The 17,965-nt window shown below is 51.0% G+C and carries 14 protein-coding genes; 2 read left to right on the top strand and 12 right to left on the bottom strand.

Features of this window, described 5'->3' with window-relative positions:
- Positions 1–30: 30 nt before the first annotated feature.
- Both bglF and phoU read right to left on the bottom strand, forming a co-directional pair.
- The gene (gene bglF / locus DA718_RS29485; protein ID WP_112215605.1) at positions 31–1,908 is read right to left on the bottom strand and encodes a PTS beta-glucoside transporter subunit IIABC; all 1,878 of its coding nucleotides are present in this window, start codon (positions 1,906–1,908) and stop codon (positions 31–33) included.
- 408 nt (positions 1,909–2,316) lie between these two features.
- Positions 2,317–3,042 (bottom strand): phosphate signaling complex protein PhoU, encoded by a 726-nt coding sequence (gene phoU / locus DA718_RS29480; protein ID WP_110276025.1) that lies wholly within the window; start codon positions 3,040–3,042, stop codon positions 2,317–2,319.
- Here phoU and DA718_RS30550 point away from each other — a divergent pair.
- Positions 3,041–3,199, top strand: a complete 159-nt coding sequence (locus DA718_RS30550) for a hypothetical protein (RefSeq protein WP_167492842.1) — start codon at positions 3,041–3,043, stop codon at positions 3,197–3,199. The genes phoU and DA718_RS30550 overlap by 2 nt on opposite strands.
- On the opposite strand, the gene pstB is transcribed toward DA718_RS30550, so the two are convergent.
- From pstB to glmU, 6 genes are all read right to left on the bottom strand, one after another.
- The gene (gene pstB, locus DA718_RS29475; protein ID WP_110276026.1) at positions 3,180–3,953 is read right to left on the bottom strand and encodes a phosphate ABC transporter ATP-binding protein PstB; all 774 of its coding nucleotides are present in this window, start codon (positions 3,951–3,953) and stop codon (positions 3,180–3,182) included. The genes DA718_RS30550 and pstB overlap by 20 nt on opposite strands.
- A gap of 47 nt (positions 3,954–4,000) precedes the next feature.
- A complete protein-coding gene (pstA, locus tag DA718_RS29470; RefSeq protein WP_112215604.1) occupies positions 4,001–4,891 on the bottom strand; it encodes a phosphate ABC transporter permease PstA in 891 nt (296 codons plus the stop codon).
- A complete protein-coding gene (gene pstC, locus DA718_RS29465; RefSeq protein ID WP_112215603.1) occupies positions 4,891–5,850 on the bottom strand; it encodes a phosphate ABC transporter permease PstC in 960 nt (319 codons plus the stop codon). Before pstC ends, pstA begins: the two co-directional genes overlap by 1 nt.
- A 127-nt stretch (positions 5,851–5,977) precedes the next feature.
- On the bottom strand, positions 5,978–7,018 hold the full coding sequence (gene pstS, locus DA718_RS29460; protein WP_112215602.1) for a phosphate ABC transporter substrate-binding protein PstS: 1,041 nt from the start codon (positions 7,016–7,018) through the stop codon (positions 5,978–5,980).
- A gap of 339 nt (positions 7,019–7,357) precedes the next feature.
- A complete protein-coding gene (gene glmS / locus DA718_RS29450; RefSeq protein WP_112215600.1) occupies positions 7,358–9,187 on the bottom strand; it encodes a glutamine--fructose-6-phosphate transaminase (isomerizing) in 1,830 nt (609 codons plus the stop codon).
- 182 nt (positions 9,188–9,369) lie between these two features.
- Positions 9,370–10,740 (bottom strand): bifunctional UDP-N-acetylglucosamine diphosphorylase/glucosamine-1-phosphate N-acetyltransferase GlmU, encoded by a 1,371-nt coding sequence (gene glmU / locus DA718_RS29445; RefSeq protein ID WP_112215599.1) that lies wholly within the window; start codon positions 10,738–10,740, stop codon positions 9,370–9,372.
- Positions 10,741–11,085: 345 nt separating this feature from the next.
- Here glmU and DA718_RS29440 point away from each other — a divergent pair, with 345 nt between their 5' ends.
- Positions 11,086–13,257, top strand: a complete 2,172-nt coding sequence (locus DA718_RS29440; RefSeq protein WP_112215598.1) for a right-handed parallel beta-helix repeat-containing protein — start codon at positions 11,086–11,088, stop codon at positions 13,255–13,257.
- A 402-nt stretch (positions 13,258–13,659) separates the two neighbouring features.
- On the opposite strand, the gene DA718_RS29435 is transcribed toward DA718_RS29440, so the two are convergent.
- The 4 genes from DA718_RS29435 to atpA are packed head-to-tail and all read right to left on the bottom strand — an operon-like array spanning position 13,660 to position 17,964.
- The gene (locus DA718_RS29435; protein ID WP_004107274.1) at positions 13,660–14,079 is read right to left on the bottom strand and encodes a F0F1 ATP synthase subunit epsilon; all 420 of its coding nucleotides are present in this window, start codon (positions 14,077–14,079) and stop codon (positions 13,660–13,662) included.
- 20 nt (positions 14,080–14,099) lie between these two features.
- Entirely contained in the window at positions 14,100–15,482 is a 1,383-nt protein-coding gene (gene atpD, locus DA718_RS29430) for a F0F1 ATP synthase subunit beta (RefSeq protein ID WP_004107276.1), read from the bottom strand.
- A gap of 26 nt (positions 15,483–15,508) precedes the next feature.
- Complete coding sequence (atpG, locus tag DA718_RS29425) at positions 15,509–16,372, bottom strand: F0F1 ATP synthase subunit gamma (RefSeq protein WP_112215597.1); 864 nt, start codon at positions 16,370–16,372, stop codon at positions 15,509–15,511.
- Positions 16,373–16,422: 50 nt separating this feature from the next.
- Positions 16,423–17,964, bottom strand: a complete 1,542-nt coding sequence (atpA, locus tag DA718_RS29420) for a F0F1 ATP synthase subunit alpha (protein WP_112215596.1) — start codon at positions 17,962–17,964, stop codon at positions 16,423–16,425.
- Position 17,965 lies beyond the last annotated feature (1 nt).

Here is a 17,965-nt window from a genome sequence, read left to right as displayed (position 1 = left end):
GTTACAGAAAAGGAAATCTGTCATTTATACTTATTTAATGATCGACAGAAGCTCACTCCCGGAAAGAACCTGTTCCTTCCCTAAAACCAGAACATCCATATAATCATCACTATTGATTATTAGTATTGGCGTCACGAGATTAAAACCAGCAGCAGATATCGCGGGGAGGTCAAAAGACAATAAGAGATCACCCACAGAAATTTTATCACCGACATCAATATGAGAAGTAAAATGCTGTCCTTTCAATTTAACGGTATCAAGGCCAACATGAATAAGGATCTCCGCGCCATCATCAGACTTAATACCAATGGCGTGTAATGACTCAAATAAAGAGATAACCTCGCCCGAAACGGGCGAATAGACCGTGCCGCTATTAGGTAAAATCGCGATGCCTTTGCCTAATAAACCGCTGGCGAAAGTGTTATCAGGTACCAGTTCGAGAGGAACGATAGTTCCGTTCATGGGAGAGACGATCGTTTCAAATTTCTGCAACGGTTGATTGTTCAGTTCAACGGTGGATTCTTCTGGTTGCGGTTGGCTATTTTTCTTGCCAAAAATGCCGAACAACAGGGTACCAAGGAAAGCTAATCCCATTGCCAGGACGCTACCGATAATGCAGGCCCAAACCGTGTAATCAACCCCCGTCGATGGAATGGTTTGCATAAAGGTAAAAATGCTCGGAACACCAAAAGAGTAAACTTTCGTCTGCGCGAAACCCACTAGTGCAGCGCCAATACCACCACTCACGCAGGCCACAATAAACGGATAACGACGCGGTAAGTTAACACCATAAACAGCAGGTTCAGTGATACCAAAAAGTCCGGTTAACGAAGCGGACCCCGCCACCACTTTTTTCTGTGCATCGCGTTCGCTGATAAAAATAGCCAGCGCGGCGCCCACCTGAGCCAGAATGGCTGGCGTCATTAGCGGCAGCATCGTGTCATAACCGAGCACGGTGAAATTATTGATACATAACGGCACCAAACCCCAATGCAGGCCAAACATTACGAACACCTGCCACAATCCGCCCATCACTGCACCAGCTAACCAGGGCGCTGTTTGATAGAGAAACTGATAGGCCAGCGCCAGCATTTCACTCAGCCATGTAGACACCGGACCTACCGCTAAAAAGGTGAGCGGCGTAATAACGACCAGGCAAATCAGAGGAGAAAAGAAGTTTTTGATGGCTGAAGGCAGCCATCGATTCAATCTTTTCTCCAACACGCTACAGAGCCAGGCAGAAAAAATAATCGGGATCACGGAAGATGTATAATTGATAAAGGTAATCGGCATACCCAGAAAATGCAGGATCGGGTTATCCGGATTTTGCGCTTTTTCAAATGCCTGCAAAATCAATGGGTGAGTTAGCGCCCCACCAATCACCATCGTAGTAAACGGGTTACAACCAAATCGTTGCCCCGCCGTGTAGCCCAGAATAATGGGGAAGAAATAAAACAGGGAATCACTAACGCTAAACATCAGTAAATAAGTACCGCTCTGCTCGGTTGTCCATCCGCAAACGAGCGATAATGCCAGAACACCTTTTAAAATACCGGTAGCTGCCATCAACCCTATAAAAGGCGTAAATATCCCGGAGATAATATAGATAAGCTTATTGAATATATTATCCTTATCCTCTTCTTTTTTTACACTATCAGCGTTGTTTATTACCCCAATCAACCCATTAATAGTATTGAACATATCAGCAACGTGATTGCCAATAACAACCTGAAACTGGCCACCGCTTTCGACAACCATAATAATGCCGGTGGTATTTTTAAGTCTCTCAGCCTGAGCTTTACTCCGATCGTGAAGCTTAAAGCGTAAACGTGTCGCACAGTGCATCAGACTAATGATGTTCTCTCGCCCGCCGACGCCAGCGATTATTTTTTCGGCTAATGCCTTCATGGTTTACCCTCAAACATCCTTGCCTGGAATCAAAAAAAAACCTGAAGCAAATCACCTGTATAAAACAGCGTAATTTGCTTCAGGTTTTGCCCGCATCGCGGTAACAACCCCAGTATCTTGCTGATAGTGGATTCTTTGGCAAAAAAAAACCTGACATCACCATGTGAATGGCGACATCAGGTTTTGCCTGCTTACGCAGTAACAATCCAGAGTTTTTAATTCGAGCCTTGTAATGACAAGTTACCCGATTAATGGTCCGTATTGTTGCGCTATAAAAATCAAATAACAATTAATGAAATTATTATTTGTGACGAAAATCTCACCAATCTTACTTAATTAAAACAAGACAATCACAAATCATCACCAACCCTGATAATTCCATTTATCAGGATTGACACTAATGATTTATCACTCTTTGGGGTCTTTTCCCGCCAGCAGTTTATCCAGCTCGTCGCCGCCAACATGACGAAAATCCTGACCTTTAACGAAGTAGAAAATATATTCACAGATATTCTGGCAACGGTCGCCGATACGCTCAATCGAACGAGCGCAGAACAACGCGGTCAACACGCTTGGAATAGTGCGCGGGTCTTCCATCATATAGGTCATTAGCTGACGCACAATGCCTTCATATTCCTGGTCGACTTTCTTGTCTTCACGGTAGATACGCACTGCTTCGTCCAGATCCATACGCGCGAAGGCATCCAGCACATCGTGCAGCATCTGCACAGTATGCCGCCCCAGCGATTCCAGGCTCACCAGCAGTGGTTGGTGCTGATGAGAGAATTTCTCCAGCGCAGTGCTACAGATTTTATCCGCCACGTCGCCGATACGCTCCAGCTCTGCGATGGTTTTGATGATCGCCATCACCAGACGCAGGTCGCTGGCAGTCGGCTGACGTTTAGCAATGATGCGCACGCAGGCTTCATCGATCGCCACTTCCATCATATTGACCTGTTTATCGCCATCGATAACGCGCTTCGCCAGTTCGCTATCCTGGTTATGCATCGCGGTGATCGCATCAGAAAGCTGCTGCTCCACCAGCCCACCCATGGTCATGACCTGAGTGCGGATGTACTCCAGCTCGGCGTTGAACTGGCCGGAAATATGTTTGTTAAGGTTTAAATTGTCCATGAATTCTCCTGATGCCCAAAATATTTCAAGCGAGAACAAGGCGGCAACTGCGCGAATCCTCGGGAGCGTAGCCTACTACGTGACCGAGGTGAGCAAAGGCAGCCAACGCGGTTATCGGTTGAAAGATGAAGGACATATCAACCGTAGCGGCCAGTAATATAATCTTCAGTCTGCTTCTTAGCGGGCTTGGTAAACAGGTCGTCCGTGTTGCTGAATTCAATCAGCTCGCCAAGATACATAAATGCCGTATGGTCGGAGCAACGCGCAGCCTGCTGCATGTTGTGGGTCACGATAACGACGGTGTAATCCTGTTTCAGTTCGGTGATCAGCTCTTCAATGCGCCCGGTAGAGATCGGGTCCAGCGCTGAGCAAGGCTCATCCAGCAGCAGGACTTCCGGACGAATCGCGATACCGCGCGCGATACACAGACGCTGCTGCTGACCACCGGAGAGAGAATATCCGCTCTGATGCAATTTATCTTTGGTTTCATTCCACAATGCGGCTTTGGTCAAAGCCCACTGCACGCGCTCGTCCATATCCGCACGGGAAAGTTTCTCAAACAGACGCACGCCAAAAGCGATGTTGTCATAGATAGACATCGGGAACGGCGTCGGCTTCTGGAATACCATGCCCACTTTCGCACGCAGCAGAGCGATATCCTGGGTGTTGGTCAGAATATTATCGCCATCCAGCAGAATTTCGCCTTCCGCGCGCTGTTCCGGGTACAGCTCAAACATCTTGTTGAACGTACGCAACAGCGTGGATTTACCGCAGCCTGACGGACCGATAAACGCCGTAACCTGGTTTTTGGTGATATCCAGGTTGATGTTTTTCAGGGCATGGAATTTTCCGTAGTAGAAGTTCAGGTTACGAACTGAAAGCTTACCCGGGGTTGCATTCACCATACTCATCTCGTTCTCTTCCTCATTCGACGCCGCATTTCGCCGCGCCGCAAAAATTAACCGTGTTTATTCTTCGCGAAAATAACGCGCGCCAGAATGTTCAGCAGCAATACGCACAGGGTGATAATCAATACCCCGGCCCATGCCAGTTGCTGCCACTCCGCAAACGGACTCATGGCAAATTTGAAAATGGTCACCGGCAGGTTAGCAATCGGCTGCATCATATCGGTGCTCCAGAACTGGTTGGAGAGCGCGGTAAACAGCAGCGGTGCCGTTTCCCCGGCGATACGAGCGATAGCCAGCAAGATACCGGTCATGATGCCGGATACCGATGCTTTCAGGGTGATAGCAGAAATCATGCGCCACTTCGGCGTCCCCAGCGCATAAGCCGCTTCTCGCAGGCTGTCTGGCACCAGTTTCAGCATGTTTTCCGTGGTACGAATAACGATAGGCACCTGCAGCAGCGCCAGCGCAATCACGCCTGCCCAGCCGGAGAAGTGTTGCATTTGCGCCACCACGATGGTGTAGACAAACAGGCCGACAACAATCGAAGGTGCAGAAAGCAGGATATCGTTAATAAAGCGGATAACTTCGGCCAGCCAGGATTTACGGCCATATTCCGCCAGATAAATCCCTGCCATAATGCCCAGAGGTGTGCCGATAACCGTCGACCACAGGATCAACAGGCCGCTACCCGCCAGGGCGTTAGCCAGACCGCCCCCCGCCGTATTCGGCGGCGGCGTCATTTCGGTAAACAGCGCCAGGCTCATACCATCAATACCGCGGGTGACGGTAGACATCAGGATCCAGATAAGCCAGAACAGACCAAACGCCATGGTCGCCATCGATAGCGTCAGGGCAAGGCGGTTTTTCATGCGGCGTTTTGCCTGCATTTTACGGCGAGATTCGGCCAGCTCAGCGGTAGTTTGTAGTTCAATCGTCGCCATTAGCGTGCCCCTTCGTTCTTAGCCAGACGCATAATCATAAACTTCGACGCGGCCAGAACAATAAAGGTGATAACGAACAGAATCAGCCCCAGTTCCATCAATGCGGCAACGTGCAGACCGGTTTCCGCCTCGGCAAATTCATTCGCCAGCGCGGAGGTGATACTGTTGCCCGGCATAAACAACGAGGCGCTATCAAGCTGGTAGGTGTTGCCGATAATAAAGGTCACCGCCATGGTTTCCCCCAGCGCACGTCCCAGACCGAGCATCACCCCGCCGATAACGCCGTTTTTGGTAAAAGGCAGAACGATACGCCAGATAACTTCCCACGTCGTACAACCGATACCGTAAGCGGACTCTTTCATCATCACCGGCGTCTGTTCGAAAACATCACGCATAACGGCAGCGATGTAAGGAATGATCATGATAGCCAGAATGACGCCAGCCGCCAGAATACCGATACCAAACGCCGGACCCGCAAAGAGCGCGCCTACGAACGGAATGGTCGACAGGACGTTGCCAACCGGCTCCTGGAAGTAGGTCGCAAATAGTGGGGCAAAAATAAACAAGCCCCACATGCCGTAAACGATACTGGGGATCGCTGCCAGAAGTTCAATGGCAATACCCAGCGGGCGCTTCAGCCAGGCTGGCGACAGTTCCGTCAGAAACAGTGCGATACCGAAACTCACCGGTACGGCGATCAGCAGCGCGATAAATGAAGTAACCAGCGTCCCGTAAATAGGTACGAGGGCACCGAAAATCTGGTTCGGCGCATCCCACTCTTTGGTCCATAAGAAGGCAAAGCCGAATTTTTCAATGCTTGGCCAGGAAGAGATAATGAGGGAGACGATGATGCCGCCCAGCATCAATAGCACAATCAGCGCCGCCAGTTTTACCAGCACGCTGAAAATTATGTCACCCTTTTTCCCCGGAGGGTTGAATGCCGGCTTGGTTGCAGCCATAGGTTACTCTTTACGTATTAATGCTTATTCGAATAAATGCCCGGTGGCGAATCGCTCCCGAGCCTACAGTTTCAACCGTAGGGCGGGTAACGTGAACGCACCCGCCATCTTCGTCAAAAATATCGTGTTAGTACAGCGCTTTACCGCTGCTGTCTTTCACGTTGGTCTTCCATGCTGCGCGAATCTGCTCAACAACGCTTTCCGGCAGGGTTGCGTAGTCCAGTGCGTTAGCTTCTTTGCCGCCGTTTTTATACGCCCAGTCGAAGAACTTCAGCACTTCAGCGGTCTGCTCAGGCTTAGTAGAAGCCTTGTGAACCAGGATGAAGGTGGTTGAAGTAATCGGCCATGCATTATCGCCTTTCTGGTTAGTCAAATCCTGTGCAAAGGATTTGCTCCAGTCGATTTCTTTCGCGGCGTTAGCGAAGTTATCTTCAGTCGGGCTAACCGGCTTGCCGTCAGCGGACAGCAGCTTGGTGTAAGCCAGGTTATTCTGTTTAGCGTAGGCATACTCAACGTAGCCGATAGAGCCAGGCAGACGCTGAACGAAAGCGGCGATGCCGTCGTTGCCCTTGCCACCCAGACCGGTCGGCCAGTTTACGGTAGAGCCGGCACCAATTTTAGATTTCCACTCTTCGTTCACTTTCGCCAGGTAGCTGGTGAAAACGAAGGAAGTACCGGAACCATCAGCACGACGAACCACCGCGATGTTCTGAGAAGGCAGCTTCATACCAGGGTTGAGCTTAGCAATCGCGGCGTCATCCCATTTTTTGATTTTACCCAGGTAGATATCACCCAGCGTTTTACCGTCGAGCACCAGCTCACCGGATTTCACTCCCGGCAGGTTAATCGCCAGCACCACGCCGCCGATAACGGTCGGGAACTGGAACAGGCCTTCCTGAGCCAGTTTGTCATCAGCCAGAGGAGCATCAGAAGCACCGAAATCTACGGTGTTGGCAGTGATTTGTTTTACGCCGCCAGAGGAGCCGATACCCTGGTAGTTGACTTTGTTACCAGTTTCTTTCTGATAGGTATCTGCCCATTTGGCATACACCGGCGCGGGGAAAGTTGCACCTGCGCCAGTCAGGCTTGCTGCTGCAAAAACAGAGAAAGCGCTCATCGATAAGGTCGCGGCGACAACTGTTGCGACGGTGGTACGCATAACTTTCATAATGTCTCCTGCTGGATTCGTAAATCATTGTTTCGAAGCTATGGTGAGCAAAATAGGACAAACAGGTGACAGTAAAATGTACGAATTATTACAGTTTTATGACACACAAAAAGGCAGGATTTTACGACAAATAAAAACAATATAAATCATATTGTTAGTAATGATAATAACGAACGATTTACCGGAAAATTTTATTTTTATGACAGCAAAAATCGGAGTTAAAGATGACAGTCTGTCATAAAACAGGTGCGATACATTCTTTAGCCAGCAGATCAAAAAACGATCTCCAGATAAGAAAAGGGCCGCCGGATGGCAGCCCTGTCAGTGATGTAAAAATCGTTATTCCACGGTAACTGATTTCGCCAGGTTACGCGGCTGGTCGACGTCAGTCCCTTTGATCAGTGCGACGTGATACGCCAGTAGCTGCAGCGGTACGGTGTAGAAGATAGGCGCAATCACCTCTTCGACATGCGGCATCTCAATGATGTGCATATTGTCGCTACTGTTAAAACCCGCATCGCCGTCTGCGAAGACATATAGCTGGCCGCCTCGGGCACGAACCTCTTCAATATTGGATTTTAGCTTCTCCAGCAGCTCGTTGTTCGGTGCCACCACCACTACCGGCATTTCAGCGTCAATCAACGCCAGCGGGCCGTGCTTCAGCTCTCCAGCGGCGTAGGCTTCAGCGTGAATGTAGGAGATCTCTTTCAGCTTCAGTGCCCCTTCCAGGGCAATCGGATACTGATCTCCACGACCAAGGAACAGCGCGTGATGCTTGTCAGAGAAATTCTCGGCCAGAGCTTCAATGCGTTTATCCTGCGAGAGCACCTGCTCAATGCGGCTCGGCAGAGTCTGTAAGCCATGAACGATATCGTGTTCGATAGCGGCATCCTGACCTTTCAGGCGAGCCAGTTTCGCCACCAGCATCAGCAGAACGGTCAATTGCGTAGTAAACGCTTTAGTCGAGGCAACGCCAATTTCCGTTCCGGCATTGGTCATCATCGCCAGATCGGATTCGCGTACCAGAGAAGAACCAGGAACGTTACAAATCGCCAGAGACCCTAGATAACCCAGCTCTTTCGACAGGCGCAGGCCAGCCAGCGTATCCGCCGTCTCGCCGGACTGGGAGAGGGTGATCATCAAGCTGTTACGACGTACGGCAGATTTGCGATAGCGGAACTCAGAGGCGATTTCGACGTCGCACGGAACCCCTGCCAGTGATTCAAACCAGTAGCGGGATACCATCCCTGAGTTATAGGAGGTTCCGCAGGCGATAATCTGAATATGCTCAACCTGAGACAGCAGTTCGTTGGCCTGCGGACCCAGCTCGCTCAAATCAACCTCGCCGTGGCTGATACGCCCGGAAAGTGTGTTTTTGATAGCATTCGGCTGCTCGTAGATCTCTTTCTGCATGTAGTGGCGATAGATACCTTTATCACCCGCGTCATATTGCAGATTGGATTCAATATCCGGGCGCTGCACTTCTGCACCCGATTTATCAAAAATAGAAACCGAGCGGCGGGTCACTTCCGCGATATCCCCCTCTTCAAGGAAGATAAAACGGCGGGTAACTGGCAGCAGCGCCAGCTGATCGGAGGCAATGAAGTTTTCACCCATCCCCAGACCGATAACCAGCGGGCTTCCTGAACGAGCAGCCAGCAGCGTACCCGGATCGCGGGTATCCATAATAACGGTGCCGTAAGCGCCACGCAGTTGAGGAATGGTACGCAGCACGGCATCACGTAGGGTGCCGCCCTGCTTCAGTTCCCAGTGCACCAGGTGCGCAATAACTTCGGTGTCCGTCTCGGAGACAAAGACGTAGCCCCGGGACTGCAACAGCTCGCGCAGCGGCTCATGGTTTTCGATGATCCCGTTATGCACTACCACAATATGGTCAGAAACATGCGGATGCGCGTTACCTTCAGATGGCTCACCGTGCGTCGCCCAGCGGGTATGGGCAATGCCGGTACCGCCGTGTAAAGGATGTTCTTCTACCGCCTGAGCCAGTATCTGTACTTTCCCGAGGCGACGAACGCGGTTCATATGACCTTCGTTATCGACGACTGCCAGACCTGCGGAGTCATAACCGCGGTATTCCAGACGACGTAAACCTTCAAGAAGGATTTCAGCAATATCACGCTGCGCGACTGCGCCAACAATTCCACACATAGTTTTTAATTCCGATTTTGGCTGTATGCCATGCGTTGTCGGTCAACCTGTTTGCCCGTATTTCGGGCGCCCCGAGCCTTGTAGAGAGTGGGGTTATTTTTATGGGTACTGCCGTGGGGGGAGGATTATATTATCCCCTCACCCCGCTCCTTTTTCCCAATAAGGGCGAAAGAGAAATAGCGTTACTTTTTCTTCACCGGACGCTGCCAGCCCTGTTTATGGACCTGCGGCACGCGGCTTATAACGAGTTCGTTATCGGCAACATTACGCGTTACCGTTGTTCCTGCGGCAATGGTCACACCTTTACCTACGGTTATCGGAGCGACCAGTTGGCTATCAGAGCCAACGAACACGTCATCGCCAATCACCGTTTTGTGCTTATTTGCGCCATCATAGTTACAGGTGATGGTGCCCGCGCCGATATTAACGTTATCGCCAATCTCAGCATCGCCAAGGTAGGACAGATGACCGGCCTTAGAGCCTTTACCCAGACGCGCCTTTTTAATTTCGACAAAGTTGCCGACATGCGCTCCTTCCAGCAACTCTGCGCCCGGACGCAGACGTGCGAACGGCCCGATAGTACAGGCGGCTTTCAGATAAGCATCCTCCACCACCGTATAGGGACTGATCTCGCAATCATCGCCAATGGTGCTGTTTTTAATGACACATCCGGATCCAATCTTCACCCGATCGCCCAGCACCACGTTGCCCTCGAGGATAACGTTAGTATCAATTTCGACATCGCGCCCGTGTTTCAGCGTGCCGCGTAAGTCAAAACGCGCCGGATCAAGCAGCATGACGCCCGCCAGCAGCAGTTTTTCTGCCTGTTCAGACTGAAAAACGCGTTCAAGGCGGGATAATTGTAGACGGTTATTCACGCCTTCCACTTCACTTAACCGCTGAGGATGAACAGCCGCAATTTCACGACCTTCTTCGTAGGCCATGGCGATAATATCGGTGATGTAGTATTCACCCTGGACGTTGTTATTGGTCAGCTTAGCCAGCCAGCGTTTCAGATCCGCACCGTTAGCGACCAGGATCCCGGTATTAATTTCCTTAATCTGTCGCTGCTCTTCGCTGGCATCTTTGTGCTCAACAATCCCCGTCACCGTGCCGTTATCACGCGTAATGCGGCCATAGCCGGTCGGATCGTCAAGTTTTACCGTCAACAGACCGATACCGCCCTGCGGTTTCGCTTCCCGCAACCGTTTTAATGTTTCAACGGAAATCAACGGCACGTCACCGTACAGCATCAGGATATCTTCATCGTCGCTGAAGAACGGCGCCGCCTGCTGCATGGCATGACCGGTACCAAGCTGTTCGGCCTGTAAGACCCAGTTAAGATTATCTTCATGCAGCGTCTGGCGGAGCAGATCGCCGCCGTGCCCATAAACCAGATGCACGGCAGATGCTCCTAATTCTTTAGCTGCATCAATGACATGCTGCACCATTGGCTTTCCAGCCAGCGAATGCAACACTTTGGGAAGATCGGAATACATGCGGGTACCTTTGCCTGCGGCAAGAATAACCACGCTCATCGGACTGTTTGACATACGCATCCTGACTGCTGTTGGAACGAAAAGTAAAAGCCTTTCACGTTGAAATATCTACATATTTTTCATCATGAAACGAGACGAAGATAAAACGCACAGGCTTTACGCTATACACCATTTTAGGGCGCTATTTTTAGCCAGCGCAAACCCATTTAGTGCAAAAAAATCATTTTAGCTAGCCGTTACACCGGCTATCTCTCTGCTTTTACTGTTTTTTTGACACCTGAATAAAGAAAACCAACAAAATAAAACACGGTTTTAATATTCATTAATTGTGACGTAATAAATAGAAACAGCATTTCATTTTCCTGATAATGCCGCTTAATAATCACCCAGGAGAAAAGAATGAATAACAAAATACCTTTGGCATTAACCCTTTGCAGTTCGATGATCGCGCTACCGCTACAGGCCAACGAAGGCCATCAGTGGCGGGCAATCGCCTTTGGGCAATCTACAGACAGCAACTTTTCCTCTAACGTTCTGCCGGAAAAGATTGGCGTCAATGATGTCACCATCGCCGGTAAAAAGCTGACGCCGCAAGACGCCGCCGATCTTAGCCAGCCAATTACTATCGAGAGCCGCGGCGGTAAAATTGCTAACTCCCATGACGGGTTGACCTTCTTTTATACCGAACTACCGACTAACCAGAATTTTATCCTGCAGGCAACGGTGACCGTCAATCAGTTTGGCCCGGAAAATGGTGCTCGTCCGGCAGCGCAGGAAGGCGCAGGGCTGCAGGTCCGCGATGTGATAGGCAATGCGCGTCAACAGCCGCTCAAGGTCGGCTACGAAGAGTTTCCTGCGGCATCCAATATGCTGATGAACGCCATTATGACGCAGGATAAAAAAGATCACTCGCATATCAAGCTGCAGGCTATCAGCCGGGAAGGGATTACCCAGCCATGGGGTAACGCGGGCGCATCGATACAGCGCCAGAGCTATAAAGAGAAAATCGATTTACAGCAAACCCCAACTTTTCAGCTCAAGCTGGAGCGCACCAACGACGGATTTATTACCTCATGGGCAGCAACAGACAGCAATGATTGGGTTAGTCAGCAGGTTCCTCACGCTGACCTGATCGCTCAGCAGGATAAGGAACATTACTACATTGGTTTCTTCGCCTCCCGTAACGCAAAAATCACCATCAGCCATGCTTCACTCACTACCTCAGCAGCAAATACAATCCCCTCAGCGCCGTACGTCGCCAAAAGCTGGCCTCCTGTGATGCAAATTAACTCAAGCGCAAAGAGCCAGAGCAAAGAGTACGTACTGCAAGCGCGCACCAATAGCGACGGGCGCATAACCGTTCGTCAGGATGAAGTGGTGATCGGGCAGGATAAAGAAGTAAAAGCCGGAGAGATGTTTACCCAGCCTGCTGTTCTGAAAGATAAAAGCACTTTTGAAATCACCTTTACCCCATCCACCAGCGCAAAAGTGCTGACTCAAACGCTGACGGTAGAACAGAGTCACAACGTGACTGGCAGCACACTCTACGCAGCGCCTGAAGGGCAAGCGCAGGCCAAAGGCACGGCAGAGTCGCCGTTGGATTTAGCCTCCGCCGTCGAGCTCGTACCTGCTGGCGGGGAAATTATATTAGCCGCCGGAGACTACCCGCAAACCGTCATCCCTCTGAGCGCCAGCGGCCTGAAAGACAAAACCAAGACCCTGAAAGCCGCCGGTAAAGCGGTAATACACGGGTTACTGCTGGATGCCAGCTACTGGCATATCGATGGAGTAGAGATTACGGATAAGAGCCTGCGCATACAGGGTAGCCATAATCTGATTGAGAACGTTACCGCTTATAGTAACGATGATACCGGCATTCAAATTTCCTCCCCGGCGGATGTTGGACGCCCGCTGTGGGCCAGCTATAACCGGGTGGTGAATTCAGAATCCTACAGTAATGAAGATCCAGGCAAAATTAACGCCGATGGCTTCGCGGTGAAAATGCGCGTAGGGGAGGGTAACCGTCTGGAAGGCTGCTACTCGCACGATAATATCGATGACGGATTCGACCTGTTCAATAAGATTGAAGATGGCGCTAACGGCGTAGTGGTGATCGAGAATTCAATTGCCCGCAATAATATCAGCAACGGTTTCAAGCTTGGTGGAGAAGGGCAGCCGGTAGCCCATGAGGTGCGTAACAGTATCGCCATCGGTAACCACCTGGATGGTTTCACCGATAACTTCAACCCCGGAAAGCTGCTGGTGGTAAACAACGTCGCAGTGGATAACCAGCGCTTCAACTATATCTTCCGTCCAAGCCCGTACGGCGCACCGGAAACACAAGGTTCTTTCAGCGATAACCTTTCGCTACGCAGCCAGCCGGGGAAATATGACGATGCCGTTGTCGGGAATATTGATGATAGCAACTACTTTATCCACGGCGGTAGAAGCATCAACGCTCAGGGGAAAAGCATTAACAGCGCCGACTACCAGAGTCTGGCTCTGCCGGACCCGCTGATGCGTAATGCCGATGGGAGCTTTGATACCGGTAATTTTCTCAGACGCAACTAGAAAACACAAAGGTCGCCACAGGGCGACCTTTTTACTTTCTTTCCTGCCTCACACCGCATGTGTTGTCGTTTTAGTTAGCGGTACAGCGCAAAAGCAGTCTGAAGAGTTTGATTCTTAGTTATTGAACGTACCGAAGGTAACGTTCATAGCACTGAAGAAAGCGACGATTTTATTAAGCAGTTTCATGATGATTTCCTGGATAGCGATTACGTTTTTGATGAATTATTTTTGTGATTCACATCACAAAAACAAGTCTACGCTTCATTTTTTAATCGATCAACAAAAATGAGATGTTCATCACAAAATTTTTGAACTGCCTTTTTAGTTTTGATATTTCTGAAACGAAACCATAAAAAAAGCCAGCCTGGAAACCAGACTGGCTTTTTAACTTTCAAGCCGGTGTTACATCGCTTTTTTGGTCAACTCGATAACGCGCAGTTTAGCGATCGCTTTGGCCAGTTCCGCAGACGCCTGAGCGTAATCCACGTCACCGTGAGAGCTCTTAATGTGCTCTTCAGCCTTACGTTTCGCTTCCAGAGCTCGCGCTTCGTCGAGATCCTGGCCACGAATTGCCGTATCAGCCAGAACGGTCGTACTGCCCGGCTGCACTTCGAGAATGCCGCCTGACAGGTAGATAAACTCTTCGTGACCGTGCTGCTTAACGATGCGAATCATACCAGGCTTAATGGCGGTGAGCAGCGGCGCGTGCCCCGGGTAAATACCCAGTTCACCTTCACTACCCGTTACCTGGATTTTCTCGACCAGACCAGAGAACATTTGTTTCTCTGCGCTGACGACGTCCAGGTGGTAAGTCATTGCCATATCACCCTCCGATTAAGGCGTTAAAGTTTTTTGGCTTTTTCCACGGCTTCGTCGATAGAACCGACCATGTAGAACGCCTGCTCCGGCAGGTGATCGTATTCGCCTTCCATGATGCCTTTAAAGCCACGGATGGTGTCTTTCAGGGAGACGTATTTGCCCGGAGAACCGGTAAATACTTCTGCCACGAAGAACGGCTGGGACAGGAAGCGCTGAATCTTACGTGCGCGAGCTACCACCAGTTTATCTTCTTCAGACAGTTCATCCATACCCAGGATGGCGATGATGTCTTTCAGTTCCTGATAACGCTGCAGGATGGACTGAACGCCACGAGCGGTGTCGTAGTGCTCCTGACCAACAACCAGCGGATCCAGCTGACGGCTGGTAGAGTCCAGCGGGTCAACTGCCGGGTAGATACCCAGAGATGCGATCTGACGACTCAGTACCACGGTTGCATCTAAGTGAGCAAAGGTGGTTGCTGGAGACGGGTCAGTCAAGTCATCCGCAGGTACGTATACTGCCTGTACGGAAGTGATAGAGCCGGTTTTGGTGGAAGTGATACGTTCCTGCAGAACGCCCATCTCTTCCGCCAGAGTCGGCTGGTAACCTACCGCTGAAGGCATACGGCCCAGCAGTGCGGATACTTCAGTACCGGCCAGGGTGTAACGATAGATGTTGTCAACGAACAGCAGTACGTCACGACCTTCGTCACGGAACTTCTCAGCCATGGTCAGACCGGTCAGCGCAACGCGCAGACGGTTTCCCGGCGGCTCGTTCATCTGGCCATACACCAGGGATACTTTGTCGATAACGTTGGAGTCGGTCATTTCGTGGTAGAAGTCGTTACCCTCACGAGTACGTTCACCTACGCCCGCAAACACGGAGTAACCGGAGTGCTCGATCGCGATGTTACGAATAAGCTCCATCATGTTTACGGTTTTACCTACACCCGCACCACCGAACAGACCCACTTTACCGCCCTTAGCAAACGGACACATCAGGTCGATAACTTTGATGCCGGTTTCCAGCAGTTCCTGAGAGTTTGATAACTCTTCGTAGGAAGGTGCTGCGCGGTGGATAGCCCAACGCTCTTCTTCGCCGATGTCGCCTTTCATGTCTACCGGTTGGCCCAGTACGTTCATGATACGACCCAGCGTTGCTTTACCTACCGGGACTTCGATCGGGTGCTCAAGGTCTTTGACTTCCAGACCACGACGCAGACCGTCGGAAGAACCCATGGCGATGGTACGAACGATACCACCACCGAGCTGCTGCTGAACTTCCAGCACCAGATTCTCACTACCATTTTGTACCTCAAGAGCCTCGTACACGCGCGGTACGGCATCCTGAGGGAATTCGACGTCGACCACGGCGCCGATTACCTGGACAATTTTTCCAGTAGCCATCTTGAATCCTCTACGAATTAACCTGGTTATACCGCGGATGCTCCACCGACGATCTCGGTGAGTTCCTGAGTAATGCTGGCCTGACGAGCTTTGTTGTATACCAACTGCAGCTCTTTAATCAGGCTGCCGCCATTGTCGGTCGCGGCTTTCATCGCCACCATACGTGCGGCCTGCTCGCTGGCCAGGTTTTCTACCACGCCCTGATAAACCTGAGATTCCACATAACGACGCAGCAGGGTATCCAGCAGCGCTTTCGGATCGGGTTCATACAGGTAATCCCAGGATTTACGCTTCAAGTCATCATCTTCTGATGCCGGTAGCGGCAGCAGCTGAGTGATGGTTGGAACCTGAGACATGGTGTTAATAAATTTGTTGCTGACAATATACAGCTTGTCCAGACGGCCTTCATCGTAGGCCTGCAACATCACTTTTACCGGACCGATCAGTTCGGACAGGGATGGGTTATCACCCATACCGGTCACCTGGGCGACAACATTGCCGCTAACGGAATTAAAGAACGACACGCCCTTAGAGCCGATCATTGCGAGTTCGCACTGAACACCTTTATCGGACCATGTTTTCATTTCCGCCAGCAGCTTTTTGAACAGGTTAATGTTCAAGCCACCACACAGACCACGGTCGGTAGACACCACCAGGTAGCCCACGCGCTTAACGTCGCGTTCTTCCAGGTAAGGGTGCTTATATTCCAGATTACCGTTCGCAAGGTGACCAATCACTTTGCGCATGGTATCTGCATAAGGACGGCTGGCCGCCATGCGCTCCTGCGATTTACGCATTTTGGAAGCGGCGACCATTTCCATCGCTTTAGTGATCTTTTGCGTGTTCTGGACGCTTGCGATCTTACTACGTATCTCTTTTGCGCCGGCCATGAGCTTCTCCTCAATGCCTTGCGGCCTGCCCTAAAGCAAGCCGCCAGACTTTACCAGGATTGGGTTGCTTTGAAGGAATCGAGGATGCCTTTCAGCTTGCCTTCGATTTCGTCGTTATAGCCACCGGACTGGTTGATCTCTTGCATCAACGGAGCGTGATCACGGTCGACATAAGCCAGCAGAGCAGCTTCGAAGCTACCGATTTTCGCCAGCTCTACATCCGCCAGATAACCACGTTCTGCCGCGAACAGAACCAGAGACTGCTGCGCAACGGACATCGGCGCATACTGTTTCTGTTTCAGCAGTTCAGTCACTTTCTGACCGTGGTCCAGCTGCTTACGGGTTGCATCGTCAAGGTCAGAGGCAAACTGGGAGAACGCCGCCAGTTCGCGATACTGCGCCAGCGCGGTACGAATACCACCGGACAGTTTCTTCATGATCTTGGTCTGGGCTGCGCCACCAACACGGGATACGGAAATACCTGGGTTAACCGCAGGACGAATACCGGAGTTAAACAGGTTGGTTTCCAGGAAGATCTGACCATCGGTAATGGAAATTACGTTGGTCGGAACGAACGCAGAAACGTCACCCGCCTGGGTTTCGATAATCGGCAGCGCAGTCAGAGAACCGGTTTGACCTTTCACTTCACCTTTGGTGAAAGCTTCAACGTATTCAACGTTAACACGTGCAGCACGCTCCAGCAGACGAGAGTGGAGGTAGAATACGTCGCCCGGGAATGCTTCACGTCCTGGCGGACGGCGGAGCAGCAGGGAGATCTGGCGGTAAGCAACGGCCTGTTTAGACAGGTCATCATAAATGATCAGCGCGTCTTCACCGCGATCGCGGAAGTATTCGCCCATTGCGCAACCGGCATACGGTGCCAGGTATTGCAGTGCAGCGGATTCAGATGCGGTTGCAACCACAACGATGGTGTTGGCCAGCGCGCCGTGCTCTTCCAGTTTACGTACCACGTTAGAAATGGTGGACGCTTTCTGGCCGATTGCCACATAGACGCACTTAATGCCGGAATCACGCTGGTTGATGATGGCGTCGATTGCCAGAGCGGTTTTACCGGTCTGACGATCGCCGATGATCAGTTCACGCTGACCACGACCGATTGGGATCATGGCATCGACGGATTTATAACCGGTCTGTACCGGCTGATCGACGGACTGACGTTCGATTACGCCCGGAGCGATAGCTTCAACGGCGGAGAAGCCGTCATGCTCCAGCGGGCCTTTACCATCAATCGGTGCACCCAGGGTGTTAACCACACGGCCCAGCAGGCCACGGCCAACCGGAACTTCAAGGATACGGCCAGTACATTTAACCTTCATGCCTTCGGCGAGGTCAGCGTACGGACCCATCACAACAGCACCTACGGAGTCGCGCTCCAGGTTCAGTGCGATAGCGTAACGGTTACCCGGCAGTGCGATCATCTCACCCTGCATACAGTCGGCAAGACCGTGAATGCGGATAACACCGTCACTAACAGAAACGATAGTACCTTCGTTATGAGCCTCGCTCACAACATTGAACTGAGCAATGCGCTGCTTGATCAGTTCGCTGATTTCGGTGGAATTCAGTTGCATG

The organism is Klebsiella huaxiensis (assembly GCF_003261575.2).
In the GTDB taxonomy this organism is placed as follows: Bacteria; Pseudomonadota; Gammaproteobacteria; order Enterobacterales; family Enterobacteriaceae; genus Klebsiella; species Klebsiella huaxiensis.
This window is presented reverse-complemented; position numbering and strand designations above follow the sequence as displayed.

Coding starts and splice junctions, on each gene's coding strand:
- glmS (WP_112215600.1), bottom strand. CDS start 9,187: ATGTGTGGAATTGTTGGCGCAGTCGCGCAGCGTGATATTGCTGAAATC.
- glmU (WP_112215599.1), bottom strand. CDS start 10,740: ATGTCAAACAGTCCGATGAGCGTGGTTATTCTTGCCGCAGGCAAAGGT.
- pstS (WP_112215602.1), bottom strand. CDS start 7,018: ATGAAAGTTATGCGTACCACCGTCGCAACAGTTGTCGCCGCGACCTTA.
- phoU (WP_110276025.1), bottom strand. CDS start 3,042: ATGGACAATTTAAACCTTAACAAACATATTTCCGGCCAGTTCAACGCC.
- atpG (WP_112215597.1), bottom strand. CDS start 16,372: ATGGCCGGCGCAAAAGAGATACGTAGTAAGATCGCAAGCGTCCAGAAC.
- DA718_RS30550 (WP_167492842.1), top strand. CDS start 3,041: ATGAATTCTCCTGATGCCCAAAATATTTCAAGCGAGAACAAGGCGGCA.
- pstA (WP_112215604.1), bottom strand. CDS start 4,891: ATGGCGACGATTGAACTACAAACTACCGCTGAGCTGGCCGAATCTCGC.
- atpA (WP_112215596.1), bottom strand. CDS start 17,964: ATGCAACTGAATTCCACCGAAATCAGCGAACTGATCAAGCAGCGCATT.
- bglF (WP_112215605.1), bottom strand. CDS start 1,908: ATGAAGGCATTAGCCGAAAAAATAATCGCTGGCGTCGGCGGGCGAGAG.
- pstC (WP_112215603.1), bottom strand. CDS start 5,850: ATGGCTGCAACCAAGCCGGCATTCAACCCTCCGGGGAAAAAGGGTGAC.
- DA718_RS29435 (WP_004107274.1), bottom strand. CDS start 14,079: ATGGCAATGACTTACCACCTGGACGTCGTCAGCGCAGAGAAACAAATG.
- atpD (WP_004107276.1), bottom strand. CDS start 15,482: ATGGCTACTGGAAAAATTGTCCAGGTAATCGGCGCCGTGGTCGACGTC.
- DA718_RS29440 (WP_112215598.1), top strand. CDS start 11,086: ATGAATAACAAAATACCTTTGGCATTAACCCTTTGCAGTTCGATGATC.
- pstB (WP_110276026.1), bottom strand. CDS start 3,953: ATGAGTATGGTGAATGCAACCCCGGGTAAGCTTTCAGTTCGTAACCTG.